Below are 20,630 nucleotides of genomic sequence, written 5' to 3'. Positions count from 1 at the left end.
CTCAACAGGTATCTCCATAAGCGAGATCAAGGCACTGTAACTTTATTGTAATTTACAGCGAAATTTGGCCGATATGTGTCATAACGCATATTACTTTTGTGCTTTTTAGTACCTTTGACCAAATTTTTAATTGATGCATAATTCAGATAATTTACAGTTTTTACTTAACGATCCGAATTTATCTGCTGATTTAAAGCATATTGCTCAAAAAGTTCTTGACAAACAACGCATCACTTTTGATGAAGGTGTTTTGCTTTATGAGCAGGGCGAACTTGGCTATCTTGGCACTTTGGCTAATTACATCCGCGAGGAACGCCACGGCGATAAAACTTATTTCAACCGTAATTTTCATATTGAGCCCACCAATCTTTGCGTTTACGACTGCAAATTTTGTTCGTACTCGCGGCTGCTGAAACAAAAGGCGGAAGGATGGGAGTACACCATGGATGAAATGTTCAACATGGTTACCAAGTATGATGGCGAACCGGTTACTGAGGTTCACATTGTAGGTGGTGTGCTGCCGCAATATGACGTGCCTTTTTACCAGGAACTTTTCGCCCGCATCCGCGCGCATCGCCCGGAGTTGCATATCAAAGCGTTAACCCCGGTTGAATATCACTACATCTTTAAAAAAGCTAAAATTGACTACGCCACAGGCATGCGCCTGATGAAGGAAGCTGGCTTGGACTCTATCCCCGGCGGCGGCGCTGAAATTTTTGACCCGGAAATCAGGGATCAGATCTCAAAAGATAAATGTACTGCCGATCAGTGGCTGGCTATTCATGAAGAATGGCACAAGCTTGGCGGCCGTTCAAACGCTACCATGCTTTACGGGCATATTGAAGCATATAAACACCGCGTTGACCACATGGAACGCTTACGCCAATTGCAGGATAAAACAGGCGGTTTCCAGACGTTCATTCCGCTTAAGTTCCGTAACAAGGATAACCAGATGTCGCACGTACCCGAGGTTTCGGTAATTGAAGATTTGCGAAACTACGCCGTAGCCCGCATCTACCTGGATAACTTCGACCATATTAAAGCTTATTGGGCTATGATCAGTCGTACTACCGCACAGCTTTCGCTTAACTTCGGCGTTGACGACATTGATGGTACGCTTGATGATACCACCAAAATCTATTCAATGGCCGGCGCCGAAGAGCAGCATCCAGGTATGAGCACCAAGCAAGTGGTAGAGTTAATTAAACATGTAGGCCGCCAGCCTATTGAACGTGATACATTATATAATGTAGTAACGGATTATACCAACTTTGTGTTCGGCGACGAACCGAAACCGCAGTATTACAAATTACCGGTAATTAATTAAGCTTTTTAAGCTGAAAGCCAAAGGCCGAAAGCTTAAAGCAAAGCAATAAATTTAGCATAGATAAAAGCAAAAAAGCTTTAAGTCTTCGGCTTTCAGCTTTGGGCTCAAGAAAATGGTACAAAAAACCTTATATATAGTACGTCACGGCCAAACTGAGTATAACAAACTTGGTATTATACAGGGTCGTGGTGTGGATACCGATTTAAATGACGAAGGTCGTAAACAAGCCCGCCAGTTTTTTGAGGCTTATAAAACTGTTCCGTTCGATAAAATTTATATATCGGCATTAAAGCGCACACAGCAAAGTATCCAGCCTTTTATTGATCTGGGGATACCTTATGAAAAGCTTCCGGGTTTGGATGAGCTGGCCTGGGGCATTCACGAAGGCCAGTCGCCAACTACTGATAATAAAGCTGCTTTTCTGCAGATTATGCGTGATTGGCTGGATGGTAAGCTCGACAGTAAATTTGAAGGGGGCGAAAGTCCGCTTGAGGTTGAAGTACGCCAGCGCGAAGCCATGGAGGTGATCATGAGCCACCCCGAAGAAAAAAACGTGCTTATTTGTATGCACGGTCGCGCTTTACGACTGTTGCTTTGTATCCTTACCGGTAAGCCCTTATCCGAAATGGATACCTTTCCGCACCAAAACCTGGTATTATACAAGGTAACGTACAATGGCGAAAGATTCGAAATCATCGACTTTAACAATGCCGAACATCTCAAACATTCCGAAGAATAGAAATAGCGAATTTGTGAACAAGATCAGAATATCAGCAGTAAGCTACACTAATACCAAACCCTTTTTATACGGCATTCAACATACCGACATCATTAATAAAATTGACCTGAGCCTTGATATCCCGTCAGATTGTGCTCAAAAGCTTATTGACGACGTGGTTGATATCGGTCTGATCCCGGTTGCTGCAGCACTGAGTTTGCCGCAATGGGAAATTGTTTCTGACTACTGCATTGGTGCCGTAGGCGCGGTAAACTCCGTTTTCATTTTCAGCAATAGTGATATTAAGGACGTAACTACCATTCAACTCGATCCGCAGTCGCGTTCATCAAATAATCTTGCCCGTGTGCTGCTGAAAAACCACTGGTTGGTAAACCCCAAACAGGTAAGTAATGCGCCGGATTATGCCCAATCTGCAGATGAACAAACCGCCTTTGTACAAATAGGCGACCGTACCTTCGGCAAAAAGCAGCAATACAAATATGTTTACGACCTGGCCGAAGAATGGCAAAAAATGACAGGTCTGCCATTCACCTTTGCAGCCTGGATAGCTAATAAACCTATCCCTCAGGATTTTATGGACGAGTTTAACGAGTCACTAAAATACGGTCTTGATCATCGCGAAGATCTGTTTAAAGAACTACCCATGCGTGATGACTTTGACCTGATCGACTACCTGATGGTTAAAATAGATTATGATTTAACAGCAGACAAGAAGAAAGCCCTGTACCTGTTTCATGAGTATATAAAAGCGTTATAATCTCTGAACCGGGATTGGGGCGGATTTTTAGGATTACAGGATCAGAATTGTTTGGTTATGTAATCCGATAATCACATAAATCCCGGTTCGCGCAAAAACAATTCCCTTCTCAATTCCATTGCTTATCTTAAACACAAAAACGTTTATCTATGAGCAATACTCCCCAACTATTAAAAGGACAAGCAGCCCTCGTAACCGGTGCCGATAGCGGCATTGGCAAAGGCGTTGCATTGGCAATGGCTGCAGCCGGCGCTAAACTCCTCATTAACTACGCACATAATAAAACCGCAGCCGATGATGTTGTAAGCCAGATCAAAGCCACAGGCGGTGAGGCATTTGCATTTCAGGCAGATGTAAGCCATGAGGAAGAGGTAAAAGCCATGTTTGCCGAAATATTTAAGCAATACGGCACTATTGATATCCTTGTGAACAATGCCGGTTTGCAAAAAGATGCCAGATTTGTTGATATGACGCTCGACGACTGGAATAAAGTGATCAGCATCAATTTAACCGGCCAGTTTCTTTGTGCCAGGGAGGCTGCTAAAGAGTTTATAAAACGGGGCGTTGTTGAGGGAAAAAGTAAAGCCGCGGGCAAAATTATCTGTATGAGCAGCGTGCATGAAGTTATCCCCTGGGCGGGGCATGTAAACTATGCGGCTAGCAAAGGCGGTATTATGATGTTTATGAAAAGTATAGCACAGGAGCTCGCCCCGCATAAGATCAGGGTGAATGGGATAGGGCCAGGCGCTATACAAACACCTATTAATAAGGAAGCCTGGGAAACCCCGGAAGCTCTTGATAAGTTATTGACGCTCATCCCTTACAACCGGATAGGCCAGCCGGCTGACATCGGAAAACTGGCAGTTTGGCTGGCTTCAGATGAGTCGGATTACATTACCGGGGTCACAATTTTTGCAGATGGGGGCATGACTTTGTACCCGGGCTTTGCAGATAATGGCTAAATGACATTTTCATGACAACATAAATCGGTTTAGCAAACTAAAAACGCCATTAATTGGCGTTTTTTCTTTTAGATATTGTAAAATATACACTAAGGTTATTGATAAAATTTAAATTTTGCGGCTATAAAAGGCTATAATTATTAAATATTCATAAAAGTTCAAGAAAATTTTAAATATTGACAAGTGTAGCGTATTTTTGTTGCAGGATTTAAAATTTAAACGAACATGAAAAAGATATTTTTAACAATAGCAACTGCAGCCTTATTTACCGTTAACGCTTTCGCTGATGGTGGCAAAAAATCAGATGGTGGTACCAACGTTTCTTACGTAGCATTACACGGCTTTACTGCTGACTTCGCTGAAGCTACCAACGTTAACTGGACTGTAACTAAAAACGTTCAAAAAGCTACTTTTACTGTTGATGGCGTTCAAAAAACTGCTTTCTACAACCTGCAAGGTGAATTTTTAGGTACAACTCAACGTGTTGACAACAAAGCTATCCCTGCAAAAGCCCTTAAACAAATCAACAGCGATTACAAAGGTTACGAAGTAGGCGAAGTTATCGTTTACCAGGCTAACACTTCAATCAATGACGCTATTGAGCCAACTTCATATTTTGTTGACTTGAAAAACGACAAACACGAAGTTTTGGTAAGGATTACTCAACAAGCTAACATCGAGTTTTTCCAACAAGTAAAATAACTCCGAAAAATTATAACAATGGAAAGCCGTCCCGAATATCAGGACGGCTTTTTTTATGATTATAAATCACACTTTTATGTCATAAAGCCTCTTTTCATAAAACAAAAAGGGTGTTTTCGTCTTTTAAATATTAATTAATATTTACTTCATATGTCGAAAACAATAATTGTATCAAACCGTTTGCCTGTTAAAATTTCCAAAACTGATGGTGCATACCATTCATCACCGAGCGAGGGAGGATTAGCTACCGGTTTAGGTTCAATATATAAACAGGGCGATAACGTATGGATAGGCTGGCCCGGAATAGAAGTTGCTGAGCAGGAAGATAAAGACCAGGTTACAAAAGAATTAAAAGAGTTAAGCCTGATTCCTGTTTTTTTAGATCAGGAAGAGATCAACCAATACTACGAAGGTTTCAGCAACGAGGTTTTATGGCCCGTTTTTCATTATTACGCTTCAACTTATGCTGCATACAAACAATCAAACTGGGATTACTATAAAGCGGTAAATAAAAAGTTCAGGGATATGATCCTGAGCATTGCCGAGCCCGGCGATGTGATCTGGATCCACGATTACCAGTTGCTATTGTTACCCGCCCTGGTCAGGCAGGAGTTGCCGGATGTTTCTATTGGCTTTTTCCTCCATATTCCTTTCCCGTCAAATGAAATGTTCAGGTTAATCCCGTGGCGTTCGGAACTATTGGATGGAATGCTTGGCGCCGATCTGATCGGTTTACATACATTTGATGATGTGCGCCACTTTTTAGGTGCGGCTACACGTCTGCTGCCGGTAACATCCAGTGCCAATATCATCAGCAATGGCGAGCGCTCGGTTGTTATCGAGTCGTTCCCGATGGGGATCGATGAAAAAAGGTATTCATCGCTACCGCTACAGGACGATGTAAAACAGCAGATTGAGCTTATTAAAGAGAATTTCCAGAACAAAAAGCTGATCCTTTCTATAGACAGGCTTGATTACAGCAAGGGGATCCTGCAAAGGCTGGAAGCTTTTGAGCTGCTGCTTGAACAATGCCCGGAATGTATTGAGCACATTACGCTTTACATGATCGTGGTTCCATCCCGGGATACGGTACCGCAATACGCTCACCTTCGGGATGAAATAGATAAAAAAGTAGGGAAGATCAATGCTTTGTATCGCACTATGGACTGGAGCCCGGTGCACTATTACTATCGCTCATTCCCTATCGAAACCCTGTCGGCACTCTACTACTCGGCCGATGTTTGCCTGGTTACACCCATGCGCGATGGCATGAACCTGGTAAGCAAAGAGTATGTCGCCAGCCGGATAAACAATGATGGCGTATTGATTATGAGTGAGATGGCAGGATCATCTAAAGAACTTATAGATGCTATAATTGTTAATCCTAATAATACCGGGGAAGTTTGCCGGGCCATTTTACAGGCTATCAATATGCCGCTTGAGGAACAGCGCCGGCGCATGATCCCGATGAGGCAGCTTGTAGCAAAGTTCAACACATCCCATTGGGTTAAAATTTTTATGGACAGGCTGAAAGAAGTAAAACTCATGCAGCGCTCCATGCAGGCCAGGCACGTGAGCAACACTACCGAACAAAGTATTATTAACCGTTATATCAAAACTAAAAAGCGCATTATCTTTTTGGATTATGACGGAACACTGGTAAATTTTAAATCCAATATCGATCAGGCCTCTCCCGATAAGGAGTTGTACAATGTCATCAATAAACTTGCGGAAGATTCTGCAAATCAATTGGTTTTGATTAGCGGGCGAAAGCATGAAAACCTCGACGAGTGGTTTAAGGAAAACGACATCTATCTTATTGCCGAACATGGTTCATGGTTTAAGCAACCCGGCACTTTATGGCATAAAATAAGCGGACTAACCGATCAATGGAAGCATGATATTTATCCGATATTGGAAACCTATGTTGATCGTACACCTGGCTCGTTCATTGAAGAGAAAACATATTCACTGGTTTGGCATTACCGTAAAGCCCAGGCCGGGCTTGGCGAGCTCAGGGCCAATGAGTTGATGAATAATCTTAAATATCTTGCAAGCGATAAAGGGTTACAGTTACTGGCAGGGGATAAGGTACTGGAAGTGAAGAATATGGATATTAATAAAGGCAAAGCCGCTTTAACACTTACCGAAGGCCGCGATTATGATTTCATTATAGCTTTCGGCGATGATTATACCGACGAAGATATCTTTAAAGCGCTGCCCGAAAGTGCCATTACCATTAAAGTTGGCAGTAATCTTTCGGCAGCTAAGTTTTACCTGCGGAACCCATCGGAGGTTAGGAAATTGCTGACCAGTTTTGCTAAATATACGCCGGTTGAGGAACCGGCAGACAAGTAGGGTTGAATAGTTTTAATCTTGCGCTCGTTTGCAACGAGCGCTTAATATGGCTTAGCGATTGCATCGCCAGTGGCGTTATAAACGCAAACCCAGGTTACGCACTCGTTGCAAACGAGCGCGAGATGACAAATAGGTATTATTAGTTTAATTTAAAATTTATTTATGCCTGCGGTTTAGCCGCGGGCATTTTTTTATATTCGGTTCGCGATAATGTAACCCTTTATGAAAAAAATCAGCCTGCTTGTTTTTGCATTGATGCTTAGTTGCCATATCATTTTTGCGCAAACCCCGGTCTATAAAATTTATGCTGTAAAATTCGCCGAATCCGGATATCCATTTAAAGTGGGCGATTGGGCATTGAACGGCCCCAAAAATGAGCCGGTTAAAATTGATTTTATGGTATGGCTTATCAAAGGCAGCAACGGCAAAAACATTTTGGTTGATGCCGGCTTTTTGCCCGATATCGAAGATGCTAAAGAATTTAAACTTAAAACCTATCAACGCCCGGACTCGGCGCTTTTAAAGCTTGGTGTAAAGCCCCAGGATATAACCGATATTATTTTAAGCCACCCTCATTGGGATCATATAGATGGTTTAAGTCTTTTCCCTAAAGCTAAGGTTTGGATGCAAAAGCTGGATTATGAGTTTTTTGTAGGCGCAGCATGGCAAAAAGCGGGAGAGGCAGGGGGGTATGCTAAGCGCGATGTTATCAATACCGTTAATTTAAATTTGGCGGGCAGGCTCAAACTGATAGACGGCGACGATAAAGAGATCATTAAAGGTATAAAAGTTTATACCGGTTCAAAGCATACCTACAATTCGCAATATGTGCTGGTACAAACCGGGAAAAACAGGGTGGTAATGGCATCTGATAATATCTGGATCTATTACAGCCTTGAACATTTAGTACCACCTTCGCAAGGTGGCACACTTGATCCGGCAGGCTATGTCAAGGCAATGAAACGCATGAAAACACTTGCAAGCGACGTTAAATTTATCATTCCCGGGCATGATGGCAGGCAGCTTGAGATCTTTCCAAAAGTTGCGGATGGAGTAGTGGAGATCAGGTAATTATTTAGGTGAACAGCGAATTACTTAATCCAGACTTACGAAGTTTTAAAAACTTCGTAAGTCTTATCTGCTGCCAATTTATGCAAGAGAAGATTAATCCTACAAAAATATCGGCCTATCCAATTTCATGGCAATCCGGTACGCAGCATTCATCAACCCTACATGGCTGTAAGCCTGGGGGAAATTACCCCACTGGCTTCCGTCGCGCTCATCAACATCTTCGCTAAAGAGCAACAGGTGATTGGAATATTGCAGCAGGTTGCCAAACTCGCGCTGGGCATCATCCAATCGACCAACAGCAGCCAGCGCTTCTACATACCAAAATGCGCAGATCAGGAAAGTAGTTTTGGGCTTACCAAAATCGTCTGTATATAAATACCTGTAAAATAATCCATTAGGTGTCTTTAGTTCTTTTTCTAATGCAACTAAATGATCCTTCGCTTTCTGCGAATTTGGATCGAGATAGTTCATCATAATCAATTGCAAAGTGCTGGCGTCAAGGTTACTGCTCCCGGCCGAGTTGGTGTAAACTTTGCGCACCGGGTCATAGCAGCTCTCGATATGCGCGGCCGCACGTTCTTTAAGAGAAATGGCCTTATCAATCAGCTCCTGGTTTTGGATGGTACGCGCCATTTTTTCGGCAGCGGATGCGCCTGCCCATTGAAACAGGTTGCTGTAACAATGAATGTTGGCCATATTCCTGAACTCCCAGATGCCGGCATCTTTTTCATCAATGGTATGCTCTATCTTACTCAACAGAAAGGCTATCCAGTGAACCGAATCTTTTCGTTCCGAAAAAACAAAACGATGATCGGTGTATAATGGGAGCAGGGAGATCAATACCTGGCCGTAGATGTCATTCTGAATGTGTTCAGACGCCTGGTTGCCAACCCGTACCGGCTGGTTGCCCATATAGCCTGCTAAATCAGTCATGATATTTTCGACAAGGTCTTTTTTACCAGTGATGCCATATAGCGGCTGGTAGCGTTCCATTTCCGAAAAGGTAATATCAGTAACATAGCCGAAATACTTCTCCATCTCCTCAAAATGGCCAATGTGGTTTAGCGCGGTTATTACGTAATAAGTATCGCGCAGCCAGCAATAACGATAATCCCAGTTACGGCCGCTTCCCGGCGATTCGGGCAGACTTGTGGTGCTTGCGGCGATAATTGCACCGGTATCCTCATACTGGTGTATTTTAAGGGCCAAAGCAGAGCGGATTACAAAGGGCTGAAAATAAGTAGCAATTGATGAATGTTTGATCCATGTACGCCAGTATTGCACGGTTTCGGCCAAAAACCGATCAGCTGTGCTGATGAGCGGCGCTTCAAGCGGTTCGCCGTAGGTCATGGCCAGGTACTTGGTTTCATTGAGTACAAAAGCCTGTCCATCAAAAACATAACTTATGGGAATATTGGTGGTAAGGCGGATGTTTTCTTCGCCGCCCAGATATTGGATATGATTGCTGCCACGGTTTACACTCAATTTAACAGCGCCATATTCAGATACCGGCGTGCATTTGACAATGATGCGCGGTGAGCCCTCAATAACCTCAATTTTCCTGATCAGCATTAATGGTTTATAATAACGCTGATGCTGGTAAAAGCGTGGTGCAAAATCGGTTATTCGATATTTGCCGCCGCTTGCAGGGCATATTTCAGTAATTAAAATATTGGTATTTTCCAGGTAATGTTGATTGGTAGTGTATTCCCCTTCCGGACGGATCGAGAATTCGCCGCCTTTATCTTTATCAAGCAGGCCGCCAAAAATAAAGGTACTGTCAAACCGGGGCCAGCACAGCCAGTCGACATTGGTGTTTTTATTAATATGGGCTAAAAAGGCGCAATTGCCAATTATACCGGTATCATAGGTGTGTTTACTCATGGATAGGTGTTATTAATTTCAAACTTCAACAACACAGCCTTTGTAATGTTGGCGTAAATAATGCGATTATTTAAAGTTTGTTTGCATTTGTTTATGAATGTATAGTAACTTAGTCGTATTAAATTACCATAAAAAATCTATCATCATGAGTTTAAGACTGGGCGATAAAGCGCCAAACTTCAAAGCAAAAACATCAGAAGGCGAAATTGACTTTTACGAATATTTAGGCGATAGCTGGGGCGTACTATTCTCGCATCCTGGCGATTATACACCAGTTTGTACCACCGAGCTTGGAAAAACTGCCGCTTTAAAAGATGAATTCACCAAACGCAATGTTAAAGTATTGGCACTTAGTGTCGACTCGGTAGAATCACATCACGGCTGGATCCAGGACATTAACGAAACGCAGGGTGTTGAAGTTAACTTCCCGATCATTGCCGATGAAGACCGCAAAATTTCTGAAGCCTATGACATGATCCATCCAAATGCTTCGGTAAATGCCACAGTGCGCTCATTATTTATTATAGGGCCCGACAAGCTGGTTAAGCTCATCATCACTTACCCGGCATCAACCGGCCGTAACTTCCAGGAAATTTTAAGAGTTATTGACTCATTGCAGTTAACCGCCAATTACAGCGTGGCAACACCTGCCGACTGGAAAGAAGGGGAGGACGTGGTAGTAGTGCCGGCAATTAAAACTGAAGATATCCCCGCCAAATTTCCAAAGGGTTTTACTGCAGTTAAGCCCTATTTGCGCCTGACACCACAACCAAATAAATAATTTTATTTGGTTTATTTAATAATTTTATATATTTGAGGGAAGCAGGGTATCTATTCCTTCTGAACCAATAAGCCTATTTTGTTTTCAGTTTGGTTTTAGTTGATCTTAACACGAATTTTTTATTACGATTATTATAATTATGAAAACTGGAAAAGTAAAATGGTTTAACACACAAAAAGGCTACGGCTTTATTATTACCGAAGAAGGTAAGGATCTTTTTGTACACTTTAAAGACGTGCAAGGCGGTGTAAATGCAATTAAGGATAATGATAGCGTCACGTACGATGTGGAAGAAGGAAGAAAAGGATTACAGGCAGTAAACGTTAAAAAAGCATAAAATATATAAAATTATTGAGCAAAACTTACTTACAAAACCTCTGTTATGACAGGGGTTTTTTTGTGCCGATTTTTTTGTTTTTATCTTCATAAATCCCCTACATTAGCCAACCAATTTTTACACGCTATGACCGATGCTACCAACGCTAAAGCCGCAAGGAACGCTGTTTTCTTAGTACTTGTTGCTTCCCTGGGCTATTTTGTTGATATATATGATCTTTTGGTTTTTTCTATAGTACGCAAGGCAAGTTTGTTAGGCATAGGCGTTTCGGCAGCGGATGTGTTACCAAAAGGGCAATTTATCATCAACGTACAGATGTTTGGACTTTTGCTTGGAGGTATATTGTGGGGAATTATCGGTGATAAAATGGGGCGGATTAAAGTTCTTTTTGGTTCCATTTTATTATATTCCATAGCAAATTTTGCTAATGCATATGTTAAGGATGTAAATACGTACGCATTGGTACGGTTCATTGCGGGGATTGGCCTGGCTGGCGAACTTGGGGCGGGCATCACGCTTGTAACAGAAACCTTAAGTAAAGAAAAGCGCGGCTATGGAACCATGATAGTAGCAGTAATAGGCTTATTTGGAGCTGCCGCCGCCGTTATGGTAGCTAAACATGGATGGGAAAATGCATATAAAGTGGGAGGATGTTTGGGCATAGCTTTACTCTTACTCCGATTGGGCACTTTTGAGTCGGGTATGTTCAAAAACATCGAACAGTCCAATATATCAAAGGGGAATTTCTTTATGTTGTTTTCTGATTTCGGCAGGTTAAAAAAATATCTGTATTGTATTTTAATTGGCGCGCCGCTTTGGTATGTGGTTGGCGTACTGGTTACCTTATCGCCCGAGTTTGGAAAGGCATTGGGCGCCAAAGAGCCCCTGAGCGCCGGCGATGGGGTTTTGTATACTTATATCGGCATAGCAATAGGCGATATATTTGCCGGTTTACTTGCCCAGATTACCAAATCACGAAAACTTACAATGGTAGTATTTTTGTTGCTTTCGGTAGCAAGTGTTATTTACTATCTCAGTTCAACAGGGCTTACCGGCCATCAGTTCGTTTGGATCTGTTTCTTTATGGGCTGTTCTGTGGGATATTGGGCAACTTTTGTTACCATTGCGGCCGAGCAATTTGGCACCAATATACGCTCAACCGTCACTACTACCGTTCCCAATTTTGTAAGAGGATCGTTGATACCTATTAATCTGGCATTTAATGCCTTTGTGGTTCATTATGGCATGGTTACCAGTGGCTATATCATGATGGGAATATTGACTGTGATCTCACTATTGTCACTAAGCCAGTTGAAAGAAACTTTTGGCAAGGACCTGAATTATGTAGAGATAAGCTAAAAGCCGGGTGTTCAACTTTTGAAAAAACAGGTGTTCAAAAACACCCCACTTAGTTTAAAGTTAAATACACAAGCATTGACTATCAGTTTTTTACGTTTTTAGCAGTAAAATAATGAACATGTAAATTGTTGATTATCAATTGATTCGTTTTTACCGGGTGTTCACACCTAAAAAAGTTGAACACTTTCCATTATCGGCTATAAATGCGGGTAGCTATGGGTTTCCACGTTGAAAAAAGGCCTTCCGCTGCAATTCCCAAAATTCATTACTTTTACAGCCTATGATCAGCAAAGAACAAATAGCCGAAGATTATAAACAAATACAGAATGAAATCTGCACCGCACTTGAGCAATTAGATGGCGCCGCAAAATTTGAGGAGGAGATTTGGGAGCGCGCGAGGGCGGAGGCGGGGGGCGTACCCGGGTTATCCAGAACGGTAACATCCTTGAAAAGGGCGGCGTTAACTTTTCGGCTGTTCACGGTCATTTGCCCGATACCATGAAGCGTGCCCTGCAGGTTGAGCAGGATGATTTTTTTGCTACCGGTGTATCAATTGTGATCCATCCCAATCACCCGCTGGTACCTATCATCCACATGAATATCCGTTACTTTGAAATGCCATCAACCATGGGCGACAGCCAGAAACCGGTTCGCTGGTTTGGCGGAGGCATAGATCTAACGCCTCATTATGTAACAGAAGATGACGCCCGTTTTTTTCATTCAGGCCTAAAAGCTGTTTGTGATCAATACTATGCCGATTTTTACCCCCGGTTTAAAAAATGGGCTGATGATTACTTTTTCATCAAACACCGTAATGAAACCCGTGGAATAGGCGGCATATTTTACGACAGGCTTACTGCCAATGATGAGTTAAGCTGGGAGGAGATCTTCGAGTTTTCAAAATCAGTTGGACGATCATTTGCACCGTTATATACTGAGCTGGTTAACCGCAATCGCGATAAATCATTTACCGAAGCGCAGCAGCTTTTCCAATACCAGCGCCGCAGCCGCTATGCCGAATTTAACCTGGTTTATGATGCCGGCACCAAATTCGGGCTGGAAACCAACGGCCGCATCGAATCGATATTGATGAGCCTGCCGCCTACAGCTAAATGGGTTTATGACTATCACCCGTCAGCTGGCAGCGAAGAGGAAAAAACACTATCTTTACTAAAAAAAGGCATTAACTGGGTATAGGAAAAAGCTGAAAGCGAAATGCAGAAAGCCAAAGGCCTAAAGAAAAAAGCTTTCAGCATTATGCTTTGGCTTTTAGCTAATAACATCACCAATGAAAAAATCTATTGTGCCGGTTATCGGTATTTTGCTGTTATGTGCTTTCCGTTTTGATGATAGCCCGCTGAAAGGCGTCTGGGAGTACCGCGGCGGTATAATTAACGGCAAAACTGATGCTGCCCCTAAAGCTTATAAACTACAACGGGATTACGACAACGAGCATTACAAAGCGAGGGTTATAGAAGAAGGAGAGAAGACCCAGGTATATGAAAAAGGCGATTACCAGTTAAAAGCTGACACCTGCTTTGAAACCCAAACCTATTGTATGCAGGAGTCAAAACTGCTTAACAAAACCATAAAATACAACTACATAATCAGTAACGATACACTAAAACTGCTTTCGGTTTTGCCCAACGGCAACAAGGTTGAAGATTACTGGGTAAAGGTGAATTAAACCTGTATTAAAGTAACAAAATTGTTAAACCGGGGCAATATGTTCCCCCGGTTTATTGTTACTAAGTTGGCGCAATCCCAAGTATTTTTTTAACTTCGCAGGTCGTTGAAAAATCAATTTTAACACGCAATTATAAGAGAAGGTTCTACAAATAATTAAAAATGGCTGAAGGAACAGAAAACGATAATTCACACGCAGAAGACAGGATAATTTCGATAAATATTGATGAGGAAATGCGCTCGGCGTACATTGATTATTCAATGTCGGTGATCGTTTCCAGGGCGCTGCCCGATGTCCGCGATGGACTGAAACCCGTTCACAGGCGCGTACTTTACGGTATGCTTGACCTGGGTTTAACCAATAACAAACCCTATAAAAAGTCTGCCCGTATTGTGGGTGAGGTGATGGGTAAGTATCACCCGCACGGTGATAAATCGGTGTACGACACTATGGTACGTATGGCTCAGGAGTGGAGCTTACGCTACTTACTGGTTGAAGGCCAGGGTAACTACGGTTCAGTTGATGGTGACGAACCTGCGGCAATGCGTTATACAGAGGCACGCTTACAAAAGCTTGCGGAAGAGATGCTTGCTGATATCAACAAAGACACCATTGATTTTCAATTAAACTTTGACGACTCACTGCAGGAGCCAACCGTACTGCCATCCAAATTTCCTAATCTGCTGGTTAACGGCGCTTCGGGTATTGCCGTAGGTATGGCTACCAACATGGCTCCGCACAACCTATCGGAAGTTATCGATGCAACCATGGCATTAATTGATAACCGCCAGATCGAGGTTGCCGAGTTAATGAAATATGTAAAAGGCCCTGATTTCCCTACAGGCGGTATTATTTACGGGTACGACGGCCCTCGTGAAGCGCTGGAAACAGGCCGCGGCCGGGTTGTGATTCGCGCACGTGCGGAGATTGAAACCTACAATGGCGAACGTGAACGCATCGTTGTTAGCGAAATACCTTACCAGGTAAATAAAGCTTTGATGATTGAGCGTACTGCCGAACTGGTTAACGAAAAGAAACTGGAAGGCATTTCGGCTATTCGCGATGAATCGAGTCGTGAAGGGATCCGCATCGTTTATGAGATCAAACGTGACGCCAATGCGGCTATTGTATTAAACAACCTGTTTAAATATACGGCCCTCCAAACATCGTTTAGTGTAAACAACATCGCGCTGGTTAATGGCCGGCCAATGCTGCTTAACCTAAAAGACCTGATCCATCACTTTGTTGAGCACCGTCATGAGGTTGTGGTACGCCGCACCAAATTTGAGCTTAATGAAGCTGAAAAACGCGCGCACATCCTTGAAGGCTTATTGATCGCTTTAGATCACCTTGATGAAGTTATCCGCCTGATCCGCGCTTCACAAACTCCGGATGAAGCAAGGGAAGGCTTGATGAGCAGCTTTGGTTTAACCGATATCCAGGCACGTGCTATCCTTGATATGACCCTAAGGAGGTTAACAGGACTTGAACGTGATAAGATCAAAGATGAATATGCCGCTTTAATGAAACTCATCGAACACTTAAAAAACATCCTGAGCGACGAAGGTTTAAGGATGCAGATCATTAAGGATGAGTTATTGGAAGTTAAGGAGAAATATGGCGATGAGCGCCGTACTGAAATGGTTCACTCATCTGCAGAAATGCAAACTGAAGACTTTATTGAGGACGAGGATGTAGTAATCACCATCTCCCGCGAAGGTTATATCAAACGTACCCCGCTTACCGAATACCGCAGGCAGAGCAGGGGAGGTAAAGGCGCTATTGGCAGCAACAGCCGTGATGAGGATTTCATTGAGCACCTGCTTATTGCCTCAAACCACAACTATATGCTCTTCTTTACCGAATCGGGACAATGTTTCTGGCTCCGGGTGTTTGAAATACCGGAAGGTACACGTACCTCAAAAGGCCGCGCCATCCAGAATATCATCAATATTCCGAAAGAAGAGAATATCAAGGCCTACATTAAACTGATTTCGCTTAAAGATCAGAACTACCTTGAAAATAACTTCATTATTATGTGTACCAAGAAGGGTACCATCAAGAAAACCTCACTCGAGGCTTATTCACGTCCACGTTCAAATGGTATCAATGCTATCAATATTAACGAGGGCGATTCATTACTTGAGGCAAGCTTAACCAGTGGCAGCAGCGAAATTGTGATGGCACTTAAGTCTGGTCGTGCTATTCGTTTCAATGAATCAACAGTAAGGCCAATGGGACGTACCGCTACCGGTGTTCGTGGTATTACGCTTGATGACGAGAGCGATGAGGTAGTTGGCATGATAGCAATTGATGACGCTGAAACAACCGTATTGGTGGTATCAGAAAAGGGATACGGTAAACGTACCGACATTGAAGACTATCGTGTTACGAACCGTGGTGGTAAAGGTGTAAAAACATTAAATATTACTGAAAAAACCGGAAACCTTGTTGCCATAAAAGGTGTTACAGATAAGGAAGACCTGATGATCATTAACAAGTCAGGTATTATTATCCGTATAGCTGTAAGCGAATTAAGAGTGATGGGCCGTGCAACACAGGGTGTAAGGCTGATAACGCTTAAAAACAACGATGAGATAGCTTCAGTAGCCAAAATTGAGCATGATGAGGATGAGGAAGTAAAAGAAGGTGATGAAAATGCAGAAGGCTCTGATACCACAGCCGAAAATACAGGCGGTGATGATACAGCTGAAAATGGTGCAGAACCATCAACTGACGATACAACAGAATAATAAATATGCACTACCGCAAGATCATTTTATCGGTTTTAATTACAAGCCTTACTACGACTTTTGCCTTCGCACAAAAAGAAGCGCTGAAAGTTGTAGTAAATAACCTGGCTTTTTATAAACAGAAAAACGACCTGAAATACTTGGCCGCGGCCAAAAAATCTGCAGATAGTTTGATCATTACCAAGTCGGATACGGCTGATATTGAAAAAAACCTTTACCGGGCTATTGTAAATTCGAGTATCCTGTACATCGATTCTTTAAACAAACTCGGGATGCCTGCAGATATGCTTGACAAAACAACCAAACTGGTTGATCGGCTATCGGGTATGAACAAGATTTTCAAGTACCAGTCAGAACTTGATTATACCAGGCGCTGCCTGGCAAACGTTTATATCCGAAAGGGGTTTGATGCGGTAAATAATTCAGATTTCACCAATGCTAAAACTTGGTTTGAAAACGCGAAAAAGTATGCGCCGGCGATGAATCAGATCAATACCTATATCGCTTTCGCAAACAATAAAGCTGGTAATTTGCAGGATGCCGCTGTGTATTATAGCAATATGCTCAAGGTTGACAGTGCACGTACTGAATATATTGAAACAGCATCAAATATCTATAAATCATTGGGGGATACGGCCAAGGCTTTACAGATTCTTCAAAAAGGGAGGAAAATCTTGCCTAACGACAGATTTTTATTACTTGATGAAGCCAATATCTATAACAATAAAAAAAATTACAAAGCCTTAGAGCCCCTAATTGGCCCCTTGCTTGATATTAATGCAAATAACGCCGATATTGCATTTGTTGCAGGTAATTGCTACGATCATTTAGATAAATTTGATCAGGCAGAATCTCTTTACTTACACGCCATTGAACTAAGCGGAACATATTTTGATCCGGTATTTAATTTGGGGTTATTATATTTAAAGCAAAGCACGACTTCGAAAGGGGAGAGGAGCATTCAGGACCTTGGGCGAGCTATTCAATGGCTTGAAAAGGCCAATGAAATATCACCGAATAACGTAAACAGCCTGCAGGCTTTGCAGTTGGCATACGCAAAAACCAATAACCAGGATCAGTTAGACAAAATAAACAATAAACTAAAACAGTTAACCAATCAATAATAATCATGAAAATCAAACTTTTGATGGCGGGCCTGTTAGGCTTGGTTTCAGCAACAGCTTTTGCACAGAAAGGCGAGTTAAATACCGCAAAAGAAGAATATGAAAAATATTCGGGCTTAAGGGGCCAGCCGGCAATGGCAGCAATGGCAGGCAAAAGCCTCACTACTGCAAAAGAATCAATTGACAAAGCTTCAGCCAATGAAAAAACCGCTACTTTACCGCTTACTTACGCTGTAAAAGGTTCAATTTATTCAGCGTTAGCTGTTCAGGATACTGTACCCGCTACTTCATTGCCTTTGTTTACCACAGCCGAAGAAGCCTTGAAAAAAGCTAAAGAAGCTGACACTAAAGGTGAAAATAAAAAAATGATTGATGAGGCATACTTAAATCTGGCTCAATATCAATTAACTAAAGGTGTAAAAGAATATTCGTCCGGTAAATATGATCTTGCTTACAAATCATTTGACTTTTACCGCACCGTATTACCAGAAGATACCAATGCCATTTATTACACCGGTCTTGCAGCTGCAAACGGAAAAAATTATCCGGCTGCAATTTCAAACTACAGCAAACTGGTAACTACAAAATATTCAAAAAATGCCGGGGTTTACCTTGATCTTTCTTCATTATATCTCGCCAGTAAAGACACTGCAGGAGCTCTCAAAGCAGTATCTGAAGGTGTGAGTAAATACCCGGCAAACAGTGAATTGCGTAAACGTGAAATCGAAATCAGCCTGCAAACAGGAAAAGAAAAAGAAGTTACCGATAAGATCCAGGCAGCTTTGGCTAATGACCCTAAAAACAAGACTTTGTATTACTATGCAGGTCTAACTTATTCACAAACAGCCGATAATTACGCAAAAGAAGCGGGTGCAACTAAAGATGCTGCTGCAAAAGCGAAACTGCAGGCCTCAAAAGCCGAGGCTTATGTTAAAGCTGGTGAAATGTATAAAAAAGCTTTAGAAATTGATCCTAATTATTTTGAAGCTAATTTAAACTATGGTTATGTAATACTTAACCCCGCTATTGACGCTTATAACGCTGCTAATAAATTGCCTGCTAACAAACAAAAAGAATACGATGCTGCTATTGCTAAAGCTAAAGCTCAGTTTGAACAAGCTAAACCATATTTGGTAAAAGCTGTTGAACTACAGCCAAAATCAATTGACGCATTGCAAAATTTAAGAACCTATTATTTGGGTGTTAAAGATGATGCGAATGCTTCAAAATTAAAAGCTCAGATTGATGCGTTACCAACCAATCAATAATTAGATAATACAATATAAAAAAGAGGGGCCTTGAAAAAGGCCTTCCTTTTAAAAGTTTTATTTAACATAATGTTAATTATGGGAATAATATTCATTTGCAAATTTCACATAGATACTATTAATTTTAGCTTAAACTTTTACCGAATTGCACGGGTATACAGATAATATTTACAGGCGTTCACAGGTATGTAAAGTAATTGAAAAGTAGTTTACAATTTAAGAGTCAATAAAGTAGCGCGGGCTGCTGATAAGCATGAATTAAATATATTTGACATAGCAAATTGCTGTTATAAGCCGACTCGTAATTATTGATTTTTGATCGAACCAAAGACGAATTAAAAGTTTATTTAAGCAATAAACCTTTCGATCAAATAAATAAAAAATGTGAGTCATATGGCGAAGCATTGTGCGATGGTTCAAACGTATACCAGGTTCGGTATCTCGGTAAAGTACCAGGCATGTGAAGCTCAAATTCTATTTAATACTTCTAAAATAAATTTTTTCTTTTATATGGTAACAGGTCAGAACTTGATGGTTAGCGTTTGCTGTACAACTTACAATCACAAAGATTTTATCGGCCAGGCTATCGAAAGTTTCCTGATGCAGGAAACTAATTTTAGGTACGAAATTGTTATTGGCGACGATTGCTCAACCGATGGCACAACTGAAATAGTGAGATCATACAAGGAAAAATATCCTGATAAAATCAAAATCATCTACCCGGAAAAAAACCGTGGAGCTCATTTAAATACTATTAATACCATCAAAGCATGTGAAGGAAAATACATTGCTCTTTGTGATGGCGATGACTTTTGGACAAGTCCTCAAAAGTTGCAAAAGCAAGTCAATTTCCTGGAAAATAACCCGGAATATATTATTTGTTGTCACCACACAAGAGTGATTGATATCAACAATAACACCCTGAATATCGAGCCAAATCCTGTACCGCTTGAGTATACTTATCAAGATTTATTAGTTGGCCGGCAGGTAGAGACTAAAACAGCAACTGTTGTTTATCATAACATCCCAGAAGTACATGAATTGTTTCAGGAGTCATGGTATACGAGTTGCTATGCAGCAGATAAATTCTTTAAAATCTTTGCCACATTCAACACCGGGCGCAAAATATATGTAATGCCTGAGGTTATGAGCTGCTATCGCAATCATGTTGGCGGCATTTGGAGCATGATAAGAGATGACGCCCGGATGGAGATGGTTATCAGTGATTTTAATCTCATTATCCGGCGCTTTCGCTATCGTGGAATGCAAAAGAAAATGCTGCTGCTGCTGTATCTTAAGAGATACATACTATTTGAATTAGGCCGGTTTCGGTTACGTAAAGCTTTTGATACTGTAAAATATCTGCTTTAAACTTTATCCCAGTTTTTCCTTCCTGCTGTATTATGATCAACCTGTATCCAACCGGTACGTGGATAAGTATTTTCATTTTTTTGAGGCATAAACTGCCTCGTATTATTGACTAACAAGCACCCCATGTCCTACCCTCGGGCATGTAATCAA

16 protein-coding genes and 1 pseudogene are annotated in these 20,630 nt (G+C 41.7%); 16 read left to right on the top strand and 1 reads right to left on the bottom strand.

What is annotated here, in order from left to right:
• Window positions 1-133: 133 nt before the first annotated feature.
• The 7 genes from mqnE to ABID99_RS12180 all read left to right on the top strand — a co-directional run bounded on the left by mqnE (window position 134) and on the right by ABID99_RS12180 (window position 7,916).
• Window positions 134-1,327, top strand: coding sequence for an aminofutalosine synthase MqnE (gene mqnE, locus ABID99_RS12210; RefSeq protein WP_090525545.1), 1,194 nt, complete (start codon window positions 134-136; stop codon window positions 1,325-1,327).
• Between the two features lie 112 nt (window positions 1,328-1,439).
• Entirely contained in the window at window positions 1,440-2,066 is a 627-nt protein-coding gene (locus tag ABID99_RS12205; RefSeq protein WP_188831906.1) for a histidine phosphatase family protein, read from the top strand.
• Between the two features lie 13 nt (window positions 2,067-2,079).
• Window positions 2,080-2,823 (top strand): menaquinone biosynthetic enzyme MqnA/MqnD family protein, encoded by a 744-nt coding sequence (locus ABID99_RS12200; protein WP_373613856.1) that lies wholly within the window; start codon window positions 2,080-2,082, stop codon window positions 2,821-2,823.
• Between the two features lie 149 nt (window positions 2,824-2,972).
• A complete protein-coding gene (locus ABID99_RS12195; RefSeq protein ID WP_176624630.1) occupies window positions 2,973-3,785 on the top strand; it encodes an SDR family oxidoreductase in 813 nt (270 codons plus the stop codon).
• Between the two features lie 225 nt (window positions 3,786-4,010).
• On the top strand, window positions 4,011-4,487 hold the full coding sequence (locus tag ABID99_RS12190; protein ID WP_090525550.1) for a hypothetical protein: 477 nt from the start codon (window positions 4,011-4,013) through the stop codon (window positions 4,485-4,487).
• Window positions 4,488-4,637: 150 nt separating this feature from the next.
• Window positions 4,638-6,845, top strand: coding sequence for a bifunctional alpha,alpha-trehalose-phosphate synthase (UDP-forming)/trehalose-phosphatase (locus ABID99_RS12185; RefSeq protein WP_176624635.1), 2,208 nt, complete (start codon window positions 4,638-4,640; stop codon window positions 6,843-6,845).
• A 222-nt stretch (window positions 6,846-7,067) separates the two neighbouring features.
• Window positions 7,068-7,916, top strand: a complete 849-nt coding sequence (locus ABID99_RS12180) for an N-acyl homoserine lactonase family protein (RefSeq protein ID WP_373613855.1) — start codon at window positions 7,068-7,070, stop codon at window positions 7,914-7,916.
• A 99-nt stretch (window positions 7,917-8,015) separates the two neighbouring features.
• Here ABID99_RS12180 and ABID99_RS12175 read toward each other — a convergent pair whose 3' ends face one another.
• A complete protein-coding gene (locus tag ABID99_RS12175) occupies window positions 8,016-9,800 on the bottom strand; it encodes a glycoside hydrolase family 15 protein (RefSeq protein ID WP_373613854.1) in 1,785 nt (594 codons plus the stop codon).
• Window positions 9,801-9,945: 145 nt separating this feature from the next.
• On the opposite strand from ABID99_RS12175, the gene ABID99_RS12170 reads away from it, so the two are divergent.
• The 9 genes and pseudogenes from ABID99_RS12170 (at window position 9,946) to ABID99_RS12130 (ending at window position 20,480) form a co-directional block, all read left to right on the top strand.
• A complete protein-coding gene (locus tag ABID99_RS12170; protein ID WP_176624642.1) occupies window positions 9,946-10,581 on the top strand; it encodes a peroxiredoxin in 636 nt (211 codons plus the stop codon).
• 139 nt (window positions 10,582-10,720) lie between these two features.
• A complete protein-coding gene (locus tag ABID99_RS12165; RefSeq protein WP_090525558.1) occupies window positions 10,721-10,918 on the top strand; it encodes a cold-shock protein in 198 nt (65 codons plus the stop codon).
• A gap of 126 nt (window positions 10,919-11,044) precedes the next feature.
• On the top strand, window positions 11,045-12,277 hold the full coding sequence (locus ABID99_RS12160; RefSeq protein WP_373613853.1) for an MFS transporter: 1,233 nt from the start codon (window positions 11,045-11,047) through the stop codon (window positions 12,275-12,277).
• A gap of 280 nt (window positions 12,278-12,557) precedes the next feature.
• Window positions 12,558-13,474, top strand: a pseudogene (gene hemF / locus ABID99_RS12155) (oxygen-dependent coproporphyrinogen oxidase).
• 91 nt (window positions 13,475-13,565) lie between these two features.
• Window positions 13,566-13,964, top strand: coding sequence for a hypothetical protein (locus tag ABID99_RS12150; RefSeq protein ID WP_090525564.1), 399 nt, complete (start codon window positions 13,566-13,568; stop codon window positions 13,962-13,964).
• 161 nt (window positions 13,965-14,125) lie between these two features.
• Window positions 14,126-16,717 carry a DNA gyrase subunit A gene (gyrA, locus tag ABID99_RS12145; protein WP_090525568.1) on the top strand — a complete coding sequence of 864 codons (2,592 nt, stop codon included), beginning with the start codon at window positions 14,126-14,128 and terminating at the stop codon, window positions 16,715-16,717.
• A gap of 5 nt (window positions 16,718-16,722) precedes the next feature.
• Entirely contained in the window at window positions 16,723-17,841 is a 1,119-nt protein-coding gene (locus tag ABID99_RS12140) for a tetratricopeptide repeat protein (protein WP_373613852.1), read from the top strand.
• 5 nt (window positions 17,842-17,846) lie between these two features.
• Complete coding sequence (locus ABID99_RS12135) at window positions 17,847-19,109, top strand: lipopolysaccharide assembly protein LapB (protein ID WP_090525572.1); 1,263 nt, start codon at window positions 17,847-17,849, stop codon at window positions 19,107-19,109.
• A gap of 510 nt (window positions 19,110-19,619) precedes the next feature.
• Entirely contained in the window at window positions 19,620-20,480 is an 861-nt protein-coding gene (locus tag ABID99_RS12130; RefSeq protein WP_090526223.1) for a glycosyltransferase family 2 protein, read from the top strand.
• Window positions 20,481-20,630 lie beyond the last annotated feature (150 nt).

Origin of the sequence: Mucilaginibacter sp. OAE612 (assembly GCF_041806395.1) — a bacterium.
Lineage (GTDB): Bacteria > Bacteroidota > Bacteroidia > Sphingobacteriales > Sphingobacteriaceae > Mucilaginibacter > Mucilaginibacter rubeus.
The sequence above is the reverse complement of the archived record's forward strand: the minus strand, read 5'-3'. Positions and strand labels throughout refer to the sequence as shown.